This window comes from Methylacidiphilum infernorum V4 (assembly GCF_000019665.1).
Lineage (GTDB): Bacteria > Verrucomicrobiota > Verrucomicrobiia > Methylacidiphilales > Methylacidiphilaceae > Methylacidiphilum > Methylacidiphilum infernorum.
The window spans coordinates 1,939,086-1,957,918 of sequence record NC_010794.1; the positions used below are offsets into that span (position 1 = coordinate 1,939,086).

The following is an 18,833-nucleotide window of genomic DNA, read 5'->3' on the forward strand; positions in this document are numbered from 1 at the left end:
CAAAATAAAGCAAGCCCTCCCCTTTTTTTATCCCCGCAAGCCTTAGACTTTCCCCGCGTTCTCTTTGGCTTTCTTGCTCGTTATTATATCCATTTTAGCTTTCCCCGTCGATCTTTTTGTCATGAAAGCCAACCGGCTTGCGATGAAACTTGCTTGATCTCTGTCCCGGCTTTGACCTCTCCTCCCCATGGACCCCACTTTCTTGTTCGATACCACGGATCAACCAGGCATAAAAAAAAAATCCATCCTAAACCAATCTATTTGCCCTCTCCATGCCCCAAGAGCCTCCCATTACAATGAAAAAAAAAGAAAAGGGGAGGACTCTCCTTCCTTTCCCTGCCAATGCATCAATACCTTACCGTTCATGGCAATCGAACAGTCGGCTAGATAAGCTTTTTTACAGGCGAGGTGCGGGATAAAAAATCAAGAAAGGGCTTGGGGATCGATCCGCATCGCCTTGGCCAGGATTTTCTCGATCAGCTCTATCCTTTTGCTTTCCATCTCAAAGTCCAGTTTCATGTCCGCCCTTAGATCTTCTATCCTCTTGCCTTGTTCGACAAACCTCCCGTCCATGTCCGCCCTTAGATCTTCTATCCTCTTGCCTTGCTCGGCAAACCTCCCGTTCATATCCGTCCTTAGATCTTCTATCCTCTTGCCTTGTTCGACAAACCTCCCGTCCATGTCCGCCCTTAAATCTTCTATCCTCTTGCCTTGCTCGACAAACCTCCCGTCCATGTCCGCCCTTAAATCTTCTATCCTCTTGCCTTGCTCGGCAAACCTCCCGTTCATGTCCGCCTTTAGATCTTCTATCCTCTTGCCTTGCTCGGCAAACCTCCCGTTCATATCCGTCCTTAGATCTTCTATCCTCTTGCCTTGCTCGGCAAACCTCCCGTTCATATCCGTCCTTAGATCTTCTATCCTCTTGCCTTGCTCGGCAAACCTCCCGTTCATGTCCGCCCTCAAGTCTTCCATCCTCTTACCCAGCTCTTCCATCCTCTTGTTTTGCTCGGCAAACCTCCCGCCCATGTCTTCTCTCAGATCCTCTATCCTTCTTTCTAGATGCCTAAAAAGGTAGAAAAAGATTCCCGACAAGGAAGCGATAATGGTCAGGGTTTGGGTCCATTCCATGACTCATTCATAGCACAGAAAAAGCCAATTCACTATAAAAATTACCGAGCTAAAAATTACCGAGCCGGTAAGCTTAGTAGAGCTAAAAGAGAAAAAAACTCAATCTCCACCGCCCGGAAAAGAGGATGAAAATGTAGAGCCCCAGGCAACCAAGCGGTATGGGTTAAAAAAAAGAAAAAAAGAATTCTTTGAGACGTCGGCCTAGATGAGCCGCTTGTGGGATTCGAACCCACGACCCACGCTTTACGAAAGCGTTGCTCTACCCCTGAGCTAAAGCGGCGCAAAACCCTTCGGCCTCCTAAAAGGTTATTTTTTTTTAAGAAAAAAGAAAAATTCTTTTTTATTGTTTTCTTCTTTTCTTTCCAGCCTATCATAAAGAAAAAATGAAAGGGAAAATTTCTACCGGTACCCTTGTCCTTGTTGGAACGGTTAGTTTATTTCTTCTTTTTTCCTTTGGGCTCCTTGCTTACCGGATCATGGTTGATCGTTCCCAGGCGGAGTGGGCAAAAATCATCCTGGACTACGACGAAGCGAAGTCAACCGAGGAAAAACTAAAAATCGCCAAAGAGCATCTTTCCCACAAGCAAACCGCCGTTTGGATTTTGGAGTGCGCCGACAGCTTCTTTGAAAAAAGAGCGATTTCCGAAGCTTTATCGACCTACCAGTTCTTTATCGATCATTTTGCCGGCCACCCCTTGGAAGCCGGGGCTTTGCTCGGAGCCGGGGAATGCTTGGAAAGCCAAGGCAAAATAGCCGAAGCTCTTAACCTTTACCGCAGGATACTAGAAAAAAAAGAGAGTTCTTCATACAACACGGTGGCCACGCTCAGAATTGCCCAGCTTCGGATCCAGAAAAAGGAATATGCCCCGGCAAAAGAACTCTTGGAAAAATTTCTCTCGCAAAATTCCACCAGTCCCTTTGCCAATCAAGCCCAGATGCTTCTTGAAATGATTCCCTCCTCCTAAGCGGTTCATAAAAGCTGGTCCAGCTTGAAGGCATCATGAACGACCTGGGCCGCTTTTTTCCCCACGGCTTCATCGATGATCACCGCTATTTTGATTTCACTTGTAGAGATCATCTGGACGTTGATTCCCGCTTCGGCCAATGCAGAAAAAAGAAGGGCGGCAACCCCGCTGTGGGAACGCATCCCTATACCCACCACGGACAGCTTGGCAACCCCTTCCGTAGCCCTCACCTCTCTTGCTCCAATTTCAGTCACGATAGGGTCCAAGGCCACCATGGCTTTCTTGAGCAAGCTCTTGTGCACGGTAAAAGTAATATCGGTCAGCCCATGATCGGAAATGTTTTGAACGATCATGTCCACGTTGATCTCCGCTTCGGCAATCCTGCTGAAGACTTTCGCCGCGATTCCGGGTTTGTCAGGAACGCCCAGAATCGTCACCTTCGCCTGATCGGGCTCCAAACTCACAGCCCTCACCACCACTTTTTCCATCGCACGCACCTCTTCTTTGACTATGGTCCCCGGGGCGTTCGTAAAACTTGAACGCACCTCAAAAGGCACCTTGAATTTCTTGGCAAATTCCACCGACCTTGCCTGCATGACCTTCGAACCCGAAGCCGCCATTTCCAACAGCTCATCATAGCTAATTTCTTCAATTTTTCGAGCCCCAGGGACGATCCGGGGATCCGCCGTATATACCCCTTCTACGTCCGTATAGATCTGGCAGCACTGGGCATGGATCACGGCGGCTATAGCTATGGCCGTAAGATCCGAGCCTCCCCTGCCAAGGGTAGTAATATGACCTTCAACGTTTTGTCCTTGAAAACCGGCTACAACCACCACGTTGCGCCCTCGGAGCAGGTCCTTGATCTTTTTGGGACTGATATTGAGAATCTTTGCCCTCGTATGCCGAGCGTCGGTAATAATGCCCGCCTGTGCTCCCGTCAAGGAGACGGCGGGAATTTTTAAAGCATGCAGGGCGATCGACAAAAGGGCTATGGTGGTTTGCTCCCCGGTAGAAAGGAGGACATCAATTTCTCTTTCCGAAGGTTCCGGATGAAGTTGAGAAGCGAGCTGCAAAAGCTGGTCGGTGACTCCCGACATCGCCGAAACCACCACGACCAAGTCGTGTCCCTGCCTGTAAAAGTCGGCAATGCGTTCGGCCACTTTTTTTATCCGCTCCACGCTCCCTACGGAAGTTCCTCCATATTTTTGAACAAAGAGAGCCATTTCCTCTTCTTTTCCCTTTATTTATAAAAGCCAATATTATAACAAAAGGTTAAAAAATTGCAAATTTAGACTTAAAAACTATTGCATCGATCATGGAGATTATTGTAAAGATCAAAGAAAAAGGGCGGCACACATTCATGTGCCGCCCGGGCCGGGAATCGTCAGAGGAGGAAAACGATCATTTAGAGGTTATTCATATATTGATACTCGGCAAGTTTTCTATTTGTTCAAAAAAAAATCGTCCTCGAAAGAAAATGGCTTTTTAAATAAAGAAGGGCAGCAAGCCAAGCTGCCCTTTTCAAGTTGTATCCTAGAGGAGGAGGAAACAAATTCTTTTATCTATTTTTTAAACGATTCTACCCCGTTTCCCGTTCAAAATTTTTTTAAAGATTTTTTTTAAAACTTCTTTTATTTTTATCCTCCCCTATCCAATCCTTAATAACTGTAAACGACATCCACCGCTACGAACCAAAAGGGACCGCTCGAGGGCTGGGCAAGCCCGTTGCCGTTGAGTCCCACGGCTGCGGGAGCTATACCGGCCGCCGGGTAGTACCAGTTCATGAATCCTTTGCCGTAATCGGCTCGATTTTCTATGCGGATCATGAAGTTATCGGCCAGGTCAAACCTCCAGTCTACCGTGACACTGTAAATATCCATCGGGAAAAGCATGTCGGAAAAGATCTGGTTGCGGTTCGCATGGTCGTACTGCTCTCTCCAGGCCATGCTGAAAACCTTGTTAAACTTGTAAATCTGGTAGATTGATATGCCCAAGAAACTCGTCGATCCTTCAAAGCCATAGAGAGGGTAGTTTCTGGGGAATATCGACAAAGCGGTTTGTGTTGCGGGCCCAAGTTGGGCAATGCCCGCGGGGCCGATCCTGTTGGCAAAGCCGCCGACCAACTCGTAGGCAAATTCCAGTTTCTGGTCTTTAACAAATTTAGGAATCCAGGTTCCAAAATCGTTAAATTCCATGAAAAGCCCGTTGTTATTGTAGGCGGAGGGAACGATGTCTCCCCCGATATCGTATGCTCCCACGTAGCTTCCGTTTTGACTTGTTCCAAATCCCGGTGGGTTGACCGAGTTGGGAGCAAAGGCATAGCCAAAGGTATTCAAAAAAAGCTTATCCTTGGAGGTGTAATCCCACATGTTGAAGAGGACTACTCCTTCCCCGCTATTGATCATGTTGTTGGTGTACCCAAAGTAAGGATAGCCGGCACGGGAGACATTCCAACCCCCGTTGGTAACTCCCCACCGGGTCGTCCAATTGTCGTTGAACTTGTAGAAAACCTCGCCTCCGACCATGGTGAAGGGCTCGAAGTTGTTAAACAAAATCCCATAAGAAAAGTTAAAGTTTGCCGGCCTTTCCATGACTTCCAATCCTATGGGCGAAGCAAACTGCCCGATATGGATCTCCAAGCTTTTCTCTCCTATTGGAGCTTTAAACTGCACGTAAGCCTGTTCCAGGAAAATCCCGCTGGAATTAAAGCCAATACCCGAATTGAAAGGATTGCCGATGCCTGTAACCGCATCGGGTTCGCCCAGGGCGGCATCCTGGCCAAAGATCATGTCCACTCTAAAACCGGCCTGCCATTTGTTTTCATCGGTCAGGGGTTTTTCCAGGGCGACCTTTAGCTGGTTAAAATTGAAGGCTCCCCCGGGTATGCCATCGGTGGTAAACCGCAAGGGCAGTGCCGGGTAGGAGGGAACGAAAGGGGATGCGGCAGGGGGACCATGAAGCCCTGAAGTTGCCGGGTTGGCAAACACAAGGGGAACCTGGTTAAACGAAGGGGCGGCAATGAAATTATAGGTATAGCTGGCTTCCACATACCCGCTTAACTTAATGCCTGGGTTATTCGCCTGGACCGCCGCTATGCCCTCCTCTTCGAGTATTTGCTTGAGTTTTTCCACTTCCTTGGGATCGGTAATGGGACCAGGAGAGTCTTTTTGATCCCCACCCTGCGCCGACAGCTCCGGGCCAGCTCCAGTTTCCCCTTCGGCCTCTCCCCCATGGCTTGCGGGAGAGCCGAACCCAACAAAACATAAAAGTCCAACTAGAAACGCTATCTTTTTGAATCGCATTTTGACCTTCCATGGGTTGCGGGTTGGCTTTCAGTTAAAAGCTGTAGACAAATTCAAGCCCTACGAAATAGACCGGGCCGGTTGAACTGCCCAAGAGAGCCGAAGGACTCCCGGTCGGGTTCTGGAAAGGAAACCCGTAGTAGCCGAGTACTCCTTGTCCCCAGTCCATCCTGTACTCAAGCCTGATCATGAAGTTGTCGGCCAGGTCAAACCCAAGCGTTGCCGTGTAAGCCCATATGTCGGTCGGAGCATTATGCCCGGCCAGGATCGAGTTCCATCCCGATTCCACCCAGTCGGCCCTCTGCGCTATGCTGATAATGTCGGTTAGCTGGTATTTCATGTGCACCGATGCCCCATACCAGTTGGAGGGCCCGCTCGATAGGTTGACCGGTAGCCCGCTCACCGCCGCTGGCACAACCGTCACGTTGTTGTTGTAAAATCCCCCCGTAAACTCAAATCCCAGAAGAAGCTTGTCATGCGCAAACTTCGGCGCCCACGAACCCCATACATCCCCAAGAAAAAACGCATTGTTCTGGTTGAAGGGCCCCTCCCCCCTTATCCCCTGGGCTATCCCATAAGGCTGAGCTACCCCGTCTATGGGCGAAGCCCCAAAACCCGGCGGGTTGACCCCGTTAAACCCGTACATCAAGGTCGCACTCAAGGTGGCATTCTTCCCCTTCGCATCCCACTGGCTGTTCAAAAAAAGCAGGTAGGCGTCGCTGTTGTTAATCATGTTGTTGAGAAAACCAAAATATTCCATTCCCCCCCGAGAAACGTTGAACCCCCCGTCGGCTATCCCAAAGCGGCTCGTCCACTGCTCATCCCACCGGTAGATCGCCTGCATCCCCGTCAGCGTCGTCGGCAACAGGTTGGCAAACAATAGCCCATAGGTAAAATCCAGGTTCACCGGCCGCTCCACCACCTCGTAGCCCGCCGGATCCACAAACTTCCCTATCTTTATGTCTAAGCCGTTACCTACAGGGGCCCGGAAAATCACGTAAGCTTGCTCAAGCCAAAAACTGGAAGTGTTGAACGAATACCAGGAACTAAAGGGAACCCCAAGGCCGGTAATCGCATCGGGTGCCCCCACGACCGCGTCCTGGCCTACGATCAGGTCCGCCCTAAAGCCCGCCTGCCAGCGGTTCTCCTCGGTCAAGGGCTTCTCCAAGGCCAGCTTGAAGGCGTTCATGTTAAAGCCTCCCCCGGGAATCGCATCCACCGGTTCCCTGCCCGGAATCGCCGGGTAACCCTGGGCAAAGCCCGCCGTATTGGTCGGTCCCACGTAACCCGGTGGGGGAACAAAACCGGGCACCTTGTTAAAAGCCGGTGCATTGATAAAATTGTAGGTGTAGCTGGCATCAACATAGCCGCTAAGCACTATCCCCTTGGTGTTCGCCTGCACCGGTATGCCCTGGTCTTCCAGCTTCTTGACCAGTTCCGCTATCTCTTTGTTCTTCTCTTCAAGAGTATCGGATTGATTGGCTCGGTCAGTTTTCTTTGCATGCTTCTTCTTAGATTGAGAGGGTTGTTCTGAATCCTGGCCATGACCCCTATAAAGCCCCACCCCCACTCCTAGAAAAAGAAATAATAGATAGACAAAAAATCGACTCGATCTCTTCACCTCAAGCCTCCTCTTTTCCGTGTTCACCAATAAAAATTATCCCGAATACCCCTACTTCTTTTGCCTATACTGGGAATGGGAAAATCTTTTTTGGCTTTTTTCCTAAAGCATTTTTCATGCCATAGGATAGGGGAAAGAAAACTGGGGGAGGGACTCAAAAAAGGGAGTTGGATATTAAAAAGGAATCAAAGAAAAGAGGGTCCTTTATAAGAAACTCCCCGTTGCGGCATCAACCCATGGGGTATTAAAAAAGCATAAAAAAACCTTTCTTCGGTGATGGGCCTATTTCTTGTGTCAAGCCTGGGACAGTTGAGCTACAACCCGCAAGCCTAATAGCTATAAACCACTTCAATGGCGCTAAAGACGATAGGGCCCGAAGAAGACCCCACCAGCCCATTGCCTTTTAACCCGATACTTTGGGGATTAACAAGCAGGTTGGGCTGGTAATAGTCCAGGACGTTGTCGCCCCAGTCCGCCCTCCACTCCACTCGGACCATCAAGTTATCGGCAAGATCGAGGCGGACCGTCAGGGTCGTTTCCCAGATGTTTGCAGGAAAAATAAATCCTTCGAGATAGGAGTTCCAACTCGCCTGCAGGTATTGTTCGCGGAAATTTAAGCTGGTGAAGCTGTTGAGCTTGTAGACCTGGTAAAGCCCTACGCCAAGCCAGTTGGTCGGTCCATCGTAACCAGAGGCAAAAGGAAAGGGAGGAAATATCCCGAGAAGCCTTTCTTGCTCAAGACCCAGGGCGGTAATCCCACCGGGGGCAACGGCATGGTTATAGAATCCCCCGACCAGTTCAAAACTCAACATCAACCTCTCGCCGGGCACAAAAGAAGGAAGCCAGGTGCCAAAATCGTTCAACTCCATGTAAGTCCCGTTATTGTTATAAGGACCGGGGATAATATCCCCATTGGCATAAGCACCGGGATAAGAGAGCGATGGGGCAGGAGAGGTGGCAAAACCGGGAGGGTTGGTGCCGTTAAAACCGTAAAGTAGGGCAAAGGTGTTAAGGAGTTTTTTGTCTTTTGAGGAATAATCGAGGTTAAAGGTGACCAAGTAAGCAGGGAGGTTGTTGATCGTGTTGCTTAGAAAACCAAAATAGGGAAATCCCCCGCGGGAGGTGTTAAAGCCGCCGTCGACAAGACCACCCCTGACCCTCCAGGAAGCATTGAGCTGGTAGTAAACCTGGCTTCCGACCAGGACGAAGGGTTCGACGTTGTTGAAGAAAAGCCCATAACTAAAATTGAGGTTAGCCGGCCTTTCAAGGACCTCGAAGCCGACGGGAGCTTCAAATTTCCCTATATGGATTTCCACCCGGTGCTCGTCCCCTGCCGGAATCTGAAACGCAGCATAAGCCTGTTCGACGAAAATCGTGCTCGAGTTGAGCCCAAAGGTGGTCGAATTAGCCGTTCCCAAGCCTTCGACGCTGTCGGGAACGCCCAGTCCAGCATCCTGGCCGAGCATCAGGTCAAAGCGAAAAGCGCCGTCAAACTTGTTTTCCTTGGCCAGTTCTTTTTCCAAAACGACCTTAAGCTGGTTGAGATTAAATCCTCCCCCGGGAATCCCATCGTCGGCATAGCGCAAGGGGGCCACGGCAACGGCCGGAGATAGGATAGATTGTCCGCTCAACGTTTGAGCCGCAAAAAGAGGCAAGGCGCCAAAAGAAGGAGCATTAAAGTAATTATAATCGTAGCTGGCATCCACGTAACCGCTTAATCTTATGGCGGGCCTAGGCGGAGGAACCGCTATGCCTCCTTCAGCAAGGATTTTTTCCAGCTTTACCCTGTCCACCGAGCATGACACCTCTTCTTGGGGGGTGAGGGATTCAAGCTCTTGTTGAGAAAATTCTTCGGCCCCAATTAATGCGGTCAGAAAAGAACTGACCACCGATAAGAATAAAAGAAGACCGATTCCGGCCCGTCTAAGCCCAAGCCGACGTAATGTGCTTGCCATTGTCTTTAGTTCGTTTTAGACTGCTCAACAGGCCCCAAAGCCGCTTGACAAACTTGGCTGCCGGCCGGCAGCCCCGTACCCTCTTTTTTTTCCTTTTGTCCTCCAAGACTTTCCTTTCACCTTTTTCTTTTTTTTAAAGGCTTCTTTAGGTGCATGAAAAAAAAATCTAGGCCGCTTGTTTTTATACCTCCAGGCCCCCTATAACCCAGCCGAAAACCACTCCCGTTTAGCCTTGGAGATGCAACCGATCTAAGCCTCCGCTTGCCTTTTTTTTAGCCCATGCCCACCCAAGATCCTCCAAGGAAAAGCTTTTTTATTTCAGCCTGGACAAGGGCCTCGACAAGCCCTTTAAAAAGTCTTTCTCGGCATAAGATTCTTTCTGGACAAAGGATAAATAAAAGAAGGAAAGAAAAGAACTTAAAAAAGGGCTTAAGAAGATCAAAAAGAAATTAATAAACCTTTTTTTTGAGCCGGCCAAGGGGTTATCCCTGGAAAATCGCCTCGATAGCCCGGCTCCCTGATCCGTCAAGAAAACAACGAAAGAGAAATTCAATAAAAAATCCCGTTGTATTTAGCCGCTTTTAATCTTTTTTTTGGCTCTGTTGACCTCCCTTGCTTTGGCGGATGCCAAGGGGGCAAAGGGCAGGATAGAGAGAAAACTCGGGCCCGGGGATGGGTATAACCTGGGGGTTGGCCGCTACCAAAGCACTGAAAATACCTTCTATTGAAGCAACCCTTCCTTGAATACCCCGCTTGAGGATCATTGCACCGGCTGAGAGCCTTGGGATTTTCCCTCCTTCGGGCCGGCAGGGGACATCTACTCCAGGAATGAGCCCCATACTATAGAAAAAGGCCCTAGTTTTCCTTTACCCAATCCGTCAGTTCAAACTGCTTGATCTTTCTTTGGAGGGTCTTTCGGCTTATGCCCAGTTTTTTTGCGGCAGAGGTTTTTTTTCCTTGGCAGACTCTCAAGGCATGGAGAATGAGCCGCTTTTCGGCTTCTTTTAAGTTGAAGCAGTCTGGTTCGGAGGATTCTACGGAGATCGGAGCACTGAGCAGGGGTCTTGGGATTCTTATCCTTTCAGGAAGGTCCCTGGGACGAATCTCTTCTCCCTGGCAAAGGACCACTCCATGTTCTATAGCCATTTTGAGTTCGCGAACGTTGCCCGGCCAATCATATTCTAAAAGGATTTTCATCGCCTCGGGGCTTAGCCGATCGATCTTTTTACCGTTTTCCGCTGCAAATTCGGCCAGGAAAGCTTGGGCAAGCAAGGGAATATCCTCCTTTCTTTCTCTCAGAGGAGGCATAACGATCCGCACCACGTTTAACCTAAAAAAAAGATCTTCTCTGAATTTTCCTTCCTCGACCATCTTTTCAAGGTTCTTGTTCGTGGCGGCAATGACGCGCACGTCCACCGCGACGACCTTGTTGCTTCCAACCCTCTGTATCGTCTTTTCTCCCAAGGCACGAAGCAACTTGACCTGCGTGGGCAGATCGATTTCCCCGATTTCATCGAGGAAAAGCGTTCCCCGTGCCGCTTCTTCGAATCGCCCTATCCTTCGTTCAATCGCCCCGGTAAAGGCCCCTTTTTCATGGCCGAAAAGCTCGCTCTCGAGAAGCTGGGGAGAAAGAGCCGCGCAGTGGACGACGACAAAAGGGAAGTTTTTCCTGGGACTGAGCTGGTGGATGGCATGGGCAACGAGTTCTTTGCCCGTCCCGCTTTCCCCTTCAAGCAGTACTGTCGCCTTGCTCGATGCCACCTGCTTTATCTTTTCAAAAACGGCTTTCATCGCCGCCGAATTGCCGATGATCTTCTCAAGGCCGTATTTCCAGTTGAGCTGTCGTTTCAACTGGAGATTTTCGACCTCGACTTTCCTGGATTGATAGATTCTTTTGAGGGTAATCTCCAACTTTTCCAAGTCCAAGGGCTTGGGAATGTAATCGTAGGCTCCCATCTTTATGGCTTCGACGGCGTTCTCCACCGAACCGTAAGCGGTCATAAAGAGGCAGGCCGGAGGAAAGGGAAGCGACTTGACTTTCCTTAGAATTTCAAAACCGGACTCCTTGCCCAGCCGGATATCGGCAAGGACGATGTCGATGGGTTCGTTTTCCAAGATGGCCATGGCCGAAGAGAGATCGGAAGCTTCATAAGTGTCAAACTCCTCTCCCAAAGCCATAACCAATCCCATGCGCGTTCTTTTTTCATCTTCGATGATCAGCAGCTTGGGAAAGTCATTCTCCCTATTCATCGCAACGAGCCTCGGTTTGCTTTGCTTTTTCAGCCATGGGAAGAAGCCTGATCAGCCTTTCCGCCCGGGGCAATAAAATTTTTACGGTCGTCCCTTTGCCTTTTTGGCTTTCGATCTGGACTTCTCCCCCATGATCACGGATGATCCTCCTGACGATGAGAAGACCCAAGCCCGTGCCGGAGGACTTGGTCGTAAAATAGGGTTTGAAAAGATGACTCATAGCCTCTTGGGCAATCCCCGTTCCGTTGTCCTGGAAGGAAACGATCAAAAAGGAATCATCCGCATGGGTGCTGATTTTTATGATCCCGTTCTTGCCTACCGCCTCTATCCCGTTTTTCAGAATGTTGTAAAAAGCCTGTTTTAATTGATTTCTATCCGCCCGCAGGAGGGGAAGCCCCTGGTCGAGATCCATCTCGATGAGGATATCCAGGTTTTGGATTTCCGGCGAGAGAAACTCCACGGCTTGCTTAAGGACCTGGTTGAGCGACAGCAACCTCAACTTGGGAGGAGAAGGCCTGATCGCCTTAAGAAACTGGTTGATGATGCCATCAAGCCTACGGATCTCCGAGCGGATGGCTGCAAAAGAATTTTCTATCTCTTTATCCCCTATTTGCCCGTTTTTCTGCTGGAGCAGTTTCTTGTACTTCTTTTCGATGAGCTGAAAATGAATACCTAGGGCATTGATGGGGTTGCCCAATTCGTGGGCCACTCCAGCAGCCAGCATGGTCAAGAGGTTGAGTTTTTCGCTCTCTATCGCCTCCAAAGTTTTTTCTCGCGTCGCCGTAATGTCATAAAAAATGGCAATGTAGGCGGCATTTTTATCCCCCAATCCTTCAAGAGGAATCAAGGAAAGATTGAAATAACGGGGTTCAGGATAGAAAACCTGGAAATCCCGGCTGATGACTTTTCCCAAGGAAATCAACTCCGGCCAATCGATCAGAGGAATACACTTCTGGATCTCCTTGCCAAGGATATCGTCGGGACTCACCCCGAAGAGCCTCTGCACCGCAAGATTGCTATACTTGATTTTACCCAGGTTGTCGAGAACGATAATCCCCTCCTGAAGGGCATTGAATATGGCTTCAAGAAAACCCTTTTCCTTGACCAAACTCAAGAAAACGCCCTGGATCTCCCGGGGCCCTACCCTCTCGAACTTTCCCAAGAGCTTGCTTAAAAACGAGTGGCGCATGAATGTTTAAAAACGGCTGTAATATAAGTTTTTCTTATTTATTTCTCCATGCAACGATTTTGTGAAAAGCTTTTTTTCCTTAAAGCCCCGAGCCGTCCGAAGCGAAAGATTTTTGCAAGGCTTTCTTCTTCTGGGGATTGACCTGGTTAAAAAAGGTCAATATCCCCCGGGCGATGGCTTCGGCCAGCTTTTGACGGTAGCTTTCATGATCCACAAGGGAAGATTCGATAGAATTGGATAGAAAACCGCCTTCAACGAGCACGCTGGGAAGCGAGTTTTCCCTGAGGACCTTGAACCTGGCCCTTTTCAGTCCTCTATCCATGTCCGAATCGTTGGGATGAAGCCTGATAATTTGACTATGGATGTCATGGGCAAGAAGGATATTGAGGCTGTCCGTCCGGTTACCGGGACTGGGACTATAATCGGTCAGGTAGAGCCTTCGGCTGTTGGTGGAGGGGGAGCCGCGGGGAGAAAGGGCATAGGTTTCCAAGCCGCGGCCTCCCCCGTAAGCTTGATTGTAATGAATGCTGACGAAGATATAATCGGGATAATAAGAGGCCATTCTTATCCGTTCATCGAGCGAAACAAAGACATCTTCGTTCCGGGTCATGACCACGGGTATCCCCCTGGCTTTTAGAAGGGCGGCAAGCCTACGGGCGGTATCCAGGGCATAGTTTTTTTCTGTCCCTTTTCTCGAAACAGCCCCTTTATCCGATCCTCCATGTCCCGGATCGATGACCACCCCGCGATAAAGGCGACCAGTGGGAATCATCCCCGGTCGGAGCAAAGGTTCAAACAAGCAGCAAAGATCTATCCTCGAAATCCATATTTGTCCCAGCCGTTCGACAATCGGGAATGAAAGCCAATGCTTGACCCCATCGATAAAGACAAACGAGGTATTGGGCAGGAAGTCAAGAGAGTTGATCCCGTTGGATAAATGGATGGGTTGGGAGGGAAAATAATCCGGGGCAGAAAAGTGATAAAAACGGCAAAAATCCTCCAAGGGGACATATTGGCTCTTGCCGAATTGGGCAAGGTGCCACGGCTCCGCTTTCAAAAAAGATGAGCCCAAAAAAAGAAAAAAAAGGAAAATTCTAATCAAGGGCATGGGAAATTATCGATTAAGCGTATTTTATCTATCCATAGGGCTGCACACAACCGCCCATTTACTTTTTCCACATAATCGAGCTTAAAACAAGGAATTTTTTCAAGCTCTTTCTTCGCCCAAGCTTCTCCTTCGGGCATCGAGGCCGCCTCTTTGAGGATCCTTGGGAACTGGGAAGCTATCCTTTTTTGTTCTTCGTTCAAGTAAGCATTCCTGGAGCTGTAGGCCAGCCCGTTTTCGTCCCGCACCGTCTCTACCCCGATCACTTCCATGGGAAGATAAAAATCCCTGGCCAATCTTTGCACGAGTTCCAGCTGTTGGGCGTCTTTCCATCCGAAAACCGCCTTGGAGGGTTGAACCAACCAAAAGAGCTTCATCAACACCGTTGCAACTCCCTTGAAGTGTCCCGGCCTGGAGCGGCCGCAGCGGCCCAGGGAAATCTTTTCTTCGACCACCCAGCTTGAATGCTCTTCATGGTAAAGGCTAGGAGGTGCAAAAAGAACATCGACCCCCTGTTCACGACAAAGCAGCCTGTCTTTTTCATAATTCCGGGGATAGACCTGGTAATCTTCGCCAGGGCCAAACTGCGTGGGATTAACATAAATGCTGACAACCAAGGGATCCCCTAGCTTGCGTGCCTTTTCTATCAAGCAGAGATGGCCCTTGTGCAGGGCACCCATGGTAGGGACCAGGACGGTGGCCTTCCCTTGGATTTTCCACTGCAGAGCAAGCGACTGCATCTCCGAAGGAGAAAAAATTTCGATCATAGCAATAAAAACTGCTTCCGGTTGGACCGCTGTCAATATTCCCTTTCCAAGAAAAATCCCTCGCAAAACTTCTGCTCGAAAAAGATGACGAAAAAAAAGAATCCGACTTGAAGAAAACTCTGGAGTTTTTATCTTCAAAGCCCATCAAAATAAGCTTAATAAATCGAGATTAAAAAAGGATGGACTTAAAAAATCAATAGGGCTAAGCCCAAGAGAAACTTCGGGGATGTTTTTTTTCTAAGCCCGGATCAACGGTTACAAAACATGGATCTTTTTTACATTCTTTTTTTTTCTTTGCTCGGGTTGGCCTTAGTCGGACAAATCTTGAATTCCTTGGGTTTTAGCCCACGAGGAAAGACCCCGGGCTTGGGAAGATCTTTCCTATGGATCCTTTTTAGTCTCCTTCTTGGACTCTGGCTAGGACTCGTCAAGGGGGCGGAAAAGGCGATGAGTTTCCTCGGTGTTTTTGGAATCGAATACCTCCTGAGCCTGGATAACCTCATCACCTTCCATCTCATTTTTGAATTTTCAAAAACGGCCACCTCTCTCAGGCAGAAAATCTTGAGCATAGGGCTTCTTTCAGCGGTTCTCCTTAGGCTGCTGCTTATTGTTTTTGGCCTCTATGCCGCCTCCAACTGGTCTTTGATCTACCCCCTTTTCGGCCTTTTCCTTTTTTACGGCGCTTACCGGCTTTCCCATCCCAAGGAAGAAAAACCTCCTTCCCTTCTTGCCGGAACGAAAAGAACGAAGCGGGGACCCTTTGTAATCGACCCGGAACAAAAATGGCTTTTTTTGTCAAAAGGTAAAATCGGGGTGGGTTCTGCCGCTCTTACGCTGCTAGCCATAGAAAGCAGCGATATTTTTTTTGCCTTAGACTCCGTCCCCGCCTCCTTTGCCCTGACCGACGATCCCTTGGTCATCATCGGGGGGAACATTTGCGGGATCCTAGGTCTCAGGTCCCTCTATTTCTTGGTTGAAAAAATGGCCCAAAAGATCATCTCGATCCGCAAGCTTTCCGCCTGGCTCTTGTTGCTTATGGGAGCCGAACTCATTGCCAAGTTCTGGGTGGAAATCCCTCCCTTGTATAGTTTCATAGCCCTCGTAGCCCTCTGTATTTTGCATGAACTCAAGGAAAGAAGCCTACTCAAGCAAAAAGGAAAGGCCGCCAAGCCGGCTAAAAAATAAGGAAAAGAAAGTCCTTTATTTTGATTCTTCGCCAAAAAGAGGAGGTTCTTCGGGAGGCTCCTGTTGTTGTTGTTTTTTCTGTACTTCTCTCATTTTTTCCAGAAGCTCGGACATATCCTCGACTTCTTCCCACACCTCCTCGGCGACGTAAATAGGGCACTTGTACTGCAATGCCAAGGTCAAGCAATCACTCGGCCGGGCATCCAATTCGATGATTTTTTTATGGACCTCGTTTTCGGCGCGCAACAGAAGCCTTGCAAAATAAGTGTTGCTCCGCAGATCGTTGATGACCACCCGTTCAACGTGGATCGAAAGGGAATCGAAAACCATGGCCATGAGCTCGTGCGTTAGGGGCCTTTCATTTCTTTCCCCCCTAATGGCCATGGCTATCGCCCTCCCCACGTAACTATCCACATTAATGACAAAAACTTTTTCCTCGTTGCCTAAAAAAATGGCAAAACCATTGGGGCTGCTGGGCAAAATGCCTTTAACCTCTATTGGAACAACATCGTTTCTCACACTGTATTCAGTTAATTCGGTTTTAAATAGTTTGCAAGGGTTTTCAATAGCAATAATTAGTCAGCACCAATCCAGGAATGGATCACCCTGGGCAAATGAAGCGAAGCAAGCCTGCAAGCCATCCAGGCTTTTGTTACAAGGGAACAGTTGGATGGGGAAAGAGGGAAAGATTTCCGGCAGGCGGTTGAGCGGCCGGCACCGTGATCATCCTCTGGGAAGGAAAGAAACCGACCGATGTAGTCCTATAGGCTTGGCTGTCCGGCACAGGCCAAGATGGGGATCCTAAAAAAAACTCCAGGCCAGGATCACGGAAAAGAAAGCTGTCAAAGGGTTAGGGGGCCGTTGATCACCAGGTTCAGGAAGCCTGTCCTGGAATAAACGGAAAATACAAGGGATTTTTTCATGGGTGATCCGGGGCTTGGCTCCACCCGCGCTTGAATGCCGGGATAGGTTCATCCGCCTTGGAAGCGATAAGGCAGATGGAGCATCGGCAAGGGATTGTTCCTCCCTTCTCGCCACCAATCACGGGGCTATGGCATGGGACATTAACCGTGATTTCCCCAACTTGATCGAGCTCTTCTGAACGAGGAGCCGGGGCAAGCACTCCGCCAAAGCCTGGGCAAAAAAGCTGACGGGATGCCCCCCCAAGGAATGTTTTGTTAAGAGTCCAACCCGAAGTGCCTGGAGCAGAACTTGGCTGACGTCGTGGGAGAGCTTCAGGGAGAGGGGCATGATCGGCCCTGTGATTCAAAACGGCGAAAGAAAAAAATTAAAAATAAAATAGACAATTTTTGCGATTTATTTTTGTAGTTTTATATTGTGAGTTCCATGATTAGCCAACCAAAAATCCCGTGGGAGATAGGCCAAGCCCTGAACACCTATCAGATACCTCGCTGGGGAGCAGGCTACTTTTCCATCAACAAGGAAGGAAACATTTGCGTCAGGCCCGTGCAAGATGCCGGACCGGAGCTTGACCTCTTCAAAGTCATCCGTGCCGCTTTCGGAAGGAAACTCCATTTCCCCCTCCTTTTGCGCTTCCAGGACCTATTGCGCCATCGTGTTCTCAATCTCAACCAGGCATTCAAAGAAGCGATCGAAGAAGCGGACTACAGGGGAAAATATCGAGCGGTTTTCCCCATAAAAGTAAACCAACTCCGTGAAGTGATCGAAGAGATCGTCGATGCAGGCTCTCCCTTTCATCACGGCCTGGAAGCGGGAAGCAAAGCTGAATTGTTTGCCGCATTGGCCATGCTCAAGGATTCCGAAGCCCTGCTCATCTGCAACGGGTTCAAAGACAGGCTTTTCGTCGATTCGATCTTTCTTGGCCGTAAACTCGGCAAAAAGGTAATCCAGGTCCTCGAAAAAGTTGAAGAATTGGATCTCGTGATCGACGGGCTCAGCCGTTTCAAAGTCGATCCCATCATCGGTGTGCGCATCCAGCTGGCTTCCAAGGGCAGAGGCCACTGGGCCTATTCGAGCGGCGATGAAGCGAAGTTCGGCCTTTCCACCGCGGAGCTCTTACAGGTCATCCAGAGGCTCAAGGAGAACCATTTATCCCACTGCCTTCAACTGATCCATTTTCATATCGGCTCGCAAATTCCCGATATCCTCACGATTAAAAGGGCGGTAAGAGAAGCAGCAAGATATTACGCCAGGCTTTATCAGCTTGGATTTCCCATCCAGTACATCGACGTGGGAGGAGGACTCGGCGTCGATTATGATGGAAGCAGGTCTACCGACTCGAGCATAAACTACTCCCTTCAGGAATATGCCCGGGACATTGTTTATAACATTGCCGAAATCTGCAACGAAGAAAAAGTTCCCCATCCCACCATTGTTACCGAGAGTGGAAGAGCGGTCGTGGCCTACCATTCCGTCCTCATTGTCGATGTCCTGGGCACCATCCAGAAAATAAAACCCGCAGGCTTACAACCCTTAAGCTTTCATTCCAATCACAAGCTTGTCCAGGATCTCATGGAGCTTAAAGCCTTACTCAACAAGAGAAATCGGCTTGAGAACTACCATGACAGTCTCCAGATCAAGGAAGATGCTCAAGCGATGTTTGACCTCGGCTTGCTCGATCTTCAAACCAAGGCTGAAATTGAAACCCTTTACTGGGAGATCTGCAAAGAAGTGGTCAACCTTTACAATGGAGCCAAGCAGGTTCCCGAGGAGATACGCAAGCTGCGCGAATCTCTCAGTGATCAGTATCTCTGTAACTTTTCGGTCTTTCAATCCTTGATCGACCATTGGGGACTTGGACAGATTTTCCCCGTTGTCCCGATCTCCATGCTGAATGAAAAACCCGACAGCCGTGGTTTTCTCGTGGACATTACCTGCGATTCCGATGGAAAAATCTGTTCCTTCCTGACCGGGGAAGAAAAACACCAGAGTTCCATCCCCTTGCACAGCCTGGATTCCAAGCCCTATCTCCTAGGCATTTTCCTCGTTGGCGCCTACCAAGACATCATGGGGGATCTCCACAACCTATTCGGCAGGGTGAACGAAGCCCACGTGTTTATCGATCCTGACGAACCCGAGGGGTTTTACATCGAAGAAACGATTCCTGCCTTAACCATCGGAGAGGCGCTGAGCGCGGTTCAATATGAACCGAAGATTCTTGAAAATGCCATGAAAAGCCAAATTGATAACGCGATCAAGCAAAACCTTCTTAAGCCCAATGAAGGCATGCGTCTTCTCGAATTCTACGAGAGCGGATTAAAAAAATCCACCTACCTAGAGATCGAATACGAAGAGCTCAATAAAAAGTCCGTCGCGGAAATCGAGTCAGAAAGAAGCTTGTTTTTTGGCCCCCTTCCCGGTTAAAGGGTTGTCCTCCCCTAG

Annotated in this window: 15 protein-coding genes and 1 tRNA gene; 3 read left to right on the plus strand and 13 right to left on the minus strand. The window is 49.2% G+C overall.

What is annotated here, in order from left to right; translation table 11 throughout:
• Positions 1 to 423: 423 nt before the first annotated feature.
• Both MINF_RS11505 and MINF_RS09200 read right to left on the minus strand, forming a co-directional pair.
• Entirely contained in the window at positions 424 to 1,128 is a 705-nt protein-coding gene (locus MINF_RS11505) for a hypothetical protein (RefSeq protein WP_048810334.1), read from the minus strand.
• A 208-nt stretch (positions 1,129 to 1,336) separates the two neighbouring features.
• Positions 1,337 to 1,408: transfer RNA gene (locus MINF_RS09200), tRNA-Thr, on the minus strand.
• 103 nt (positions 1,409 to 1,511) lie between these two features.
• Here MINF_RS09200 and MINF_RS09205 point away from each other — a divergent pair.
• A complete protein-coding gene (locus tag MINF_RS09205; RefSeq protein WP_012464425.1) occupies positions 1,512 to 2,093 on the plus strand; it encodes a tetratricopeptide repeat protein in 582 nt (193 codons plus the stop codon).
• A 5-nt stretch (positions 2,094 to 2,098) separates the two neighbouring features.
• On the opposite strand, the gene MINF_RS09210 is transcribed toward MINF_RS09205, so the two are convergent.
• From MINF_RS09210 to panC, 9 genes are all read right to left on the minus strand, one after another.
• Positions 2,099 to 3,319 (minus strand): aspartate kinase, encoded by a 1,221-nt coding sequence (locus MINF_RS09210; protein WP_012464426.1) that lies wholly within the window; start codon positions 3,317 to 3,319, stop codon positions 2,099 to 2,101.
• 435 nt (positions 3,320 to 3,754) lie between these two features.
• Positions 3,755 to 5,398: an outer membrane beta-barrel protein gene (locus MINF_RS09220; protein ID WP_012464428.1), complete on the minus strand. Its 1,644-nt coding sequence runs from the start codon at positions 5,396 to 5,398 to the stop codon at positions 3,755 to 3,757.
• A gap of 34 nt (positions 5,399 to 5,432) precedes the next feature.
• Positions 5,433 to 7,046: an outer membrane beta-barrel protein gene (locus tag MINF_RS09225; protein WP_238523482.1), complete on the minus strand. Its 1,614-nt coding sequence runs from the start codon at positions 7,044 to 7,046 to the stop codon at positions 5,433 to 5,435.
• 302 nt (positions 7,047 to 7,348) lie between these two features.
• Entirely contained in the window at positions 7,349 to 8,974 is a 1,626-nt protein-coding gene (locus MINF_RS09230; protein ID WP_012464431.1) for an outer membrane beta-barrel protein, read from the minus strand.
• 581 nt (positions 8,975 to 9,555) lie between these two features.
• A complete protein-coding gene (locus MINF_RS09240) occupies positions 9,556 to 9,813 on the minus strand; it encodes a hypothetical protein (protein ID WP_012464433.1) in 258 nt (85 codons plus the stop codon).
• A gap of 16 nt (positions 9,814 to 9,829) precedes the next feature.
• On the minus strand, positions 9,830 to 11,224 hold the full coding sequence (locus MINF_RS09245; protein ID WP_012464434.1) for a sigma-54-dependent transcriptional regulator: 1,395 nt from the start codon (positions 11,222 to 11,224) through the stop codon (positions 9,830 to 9,832).
• Entirely contained in the window at positions 11,217 to 12,413 is a 1,197-nt protein-coding gene (locus MINF_RS09250) for a two-component system sensor histidine kinase NtrB (RefSeq protein WP_012464435.1), read from the minus strand. Before MINF_RS09250 ends, MINF_RS09245 begins: the two co-directional genes overlap by 8 nt.
• Positions 12,414 to 12,492: 79 nt before the next feature.
• Positions 12,493 to 13,521, minus strand: coding sequence for an N-acetylmuramoyl-L-alanine amidase family protein (locus MINF_RS09255; RefSeq protein ID WP_012464436.1), 1,029 nt, complete (start codon positions 13,519 to 13,521; stop codon positions 12,493 to 12,495).
• Complete coding sequence (panC, locus tag MINF_RS09260) at positions 13,512 to 14,285, minus strand: pantoate--beta-alanine ligase (RefSeq protein ID WP_048810539.1); 774 nt, start codon at positions 14,283 to 14,285, stop codon at positions 13,512 to 13,514. Before panC ends, MINF_RS09255 begins: the two co-directional genes overlap by 10 nt.
• Positions 14,286 to 14,549: 264 nt before the next feature.
• Between panC and MINF_RS09265 the strand changes: the two genes are divergently transcribed.
• On the plus strand, positions 14,550 to 15,470 hold the full coding sequence (locus MINF_RS09265) for a TerC family protein (protein ID WP_012464438.1): 921 nt from the start codon (positions 14,550 to 14,552) through the stop codon (positions 15,468 to 15,470).
• A 15-nt stretch (positions 15,471 to 15,485) separates the two neighbouring features.
• Here MINF_RS09265 and MINF_RS09270 read toward each other — a convergent pair whose 3' ends face one another.
• A complete protein-coding gene (locus tag MINF_RS09270; protein WP_012464439.1) occupies positions 15,486 to 15,989 on the minus strand; it encodes a bifunctional nuclease family protein in 504 nt (167 codons plus the stop codon).
• A gap of 522 nt (positions 15,990 to 16,511) precedes the next feature.
• Complete coding sequence (locus MINF_RS09280; RefSeq protein ID WP_012464441.1) at positions 16,512 to 16,721, minus strand: hypothetical protein; 210 nt, start codon at positions 16,719 to 16,721, stop codon at positions 16,512 to 16,514.
• 96 nt (positions 16,722 to 16,817) lie between these two features.
• Here MINF_RS09280 and speA point away from each other — a divergent pair, with 96 nt between their 5' ends.
• Positions 16,818 to 18,815: a biosynthetic arginine decarboxylase gene (gene speA / locus MINF_RS09285; protein WP_048810540.1), complete on the plus strand. Its 1,998-nt coding sequence runs from the start codon at positions 16,818 to 16,820 to the stop codon at positions 18,813 to 18,815.
• Positions 18,816 to 18,833: the final 18 nt, after the last annotated feature.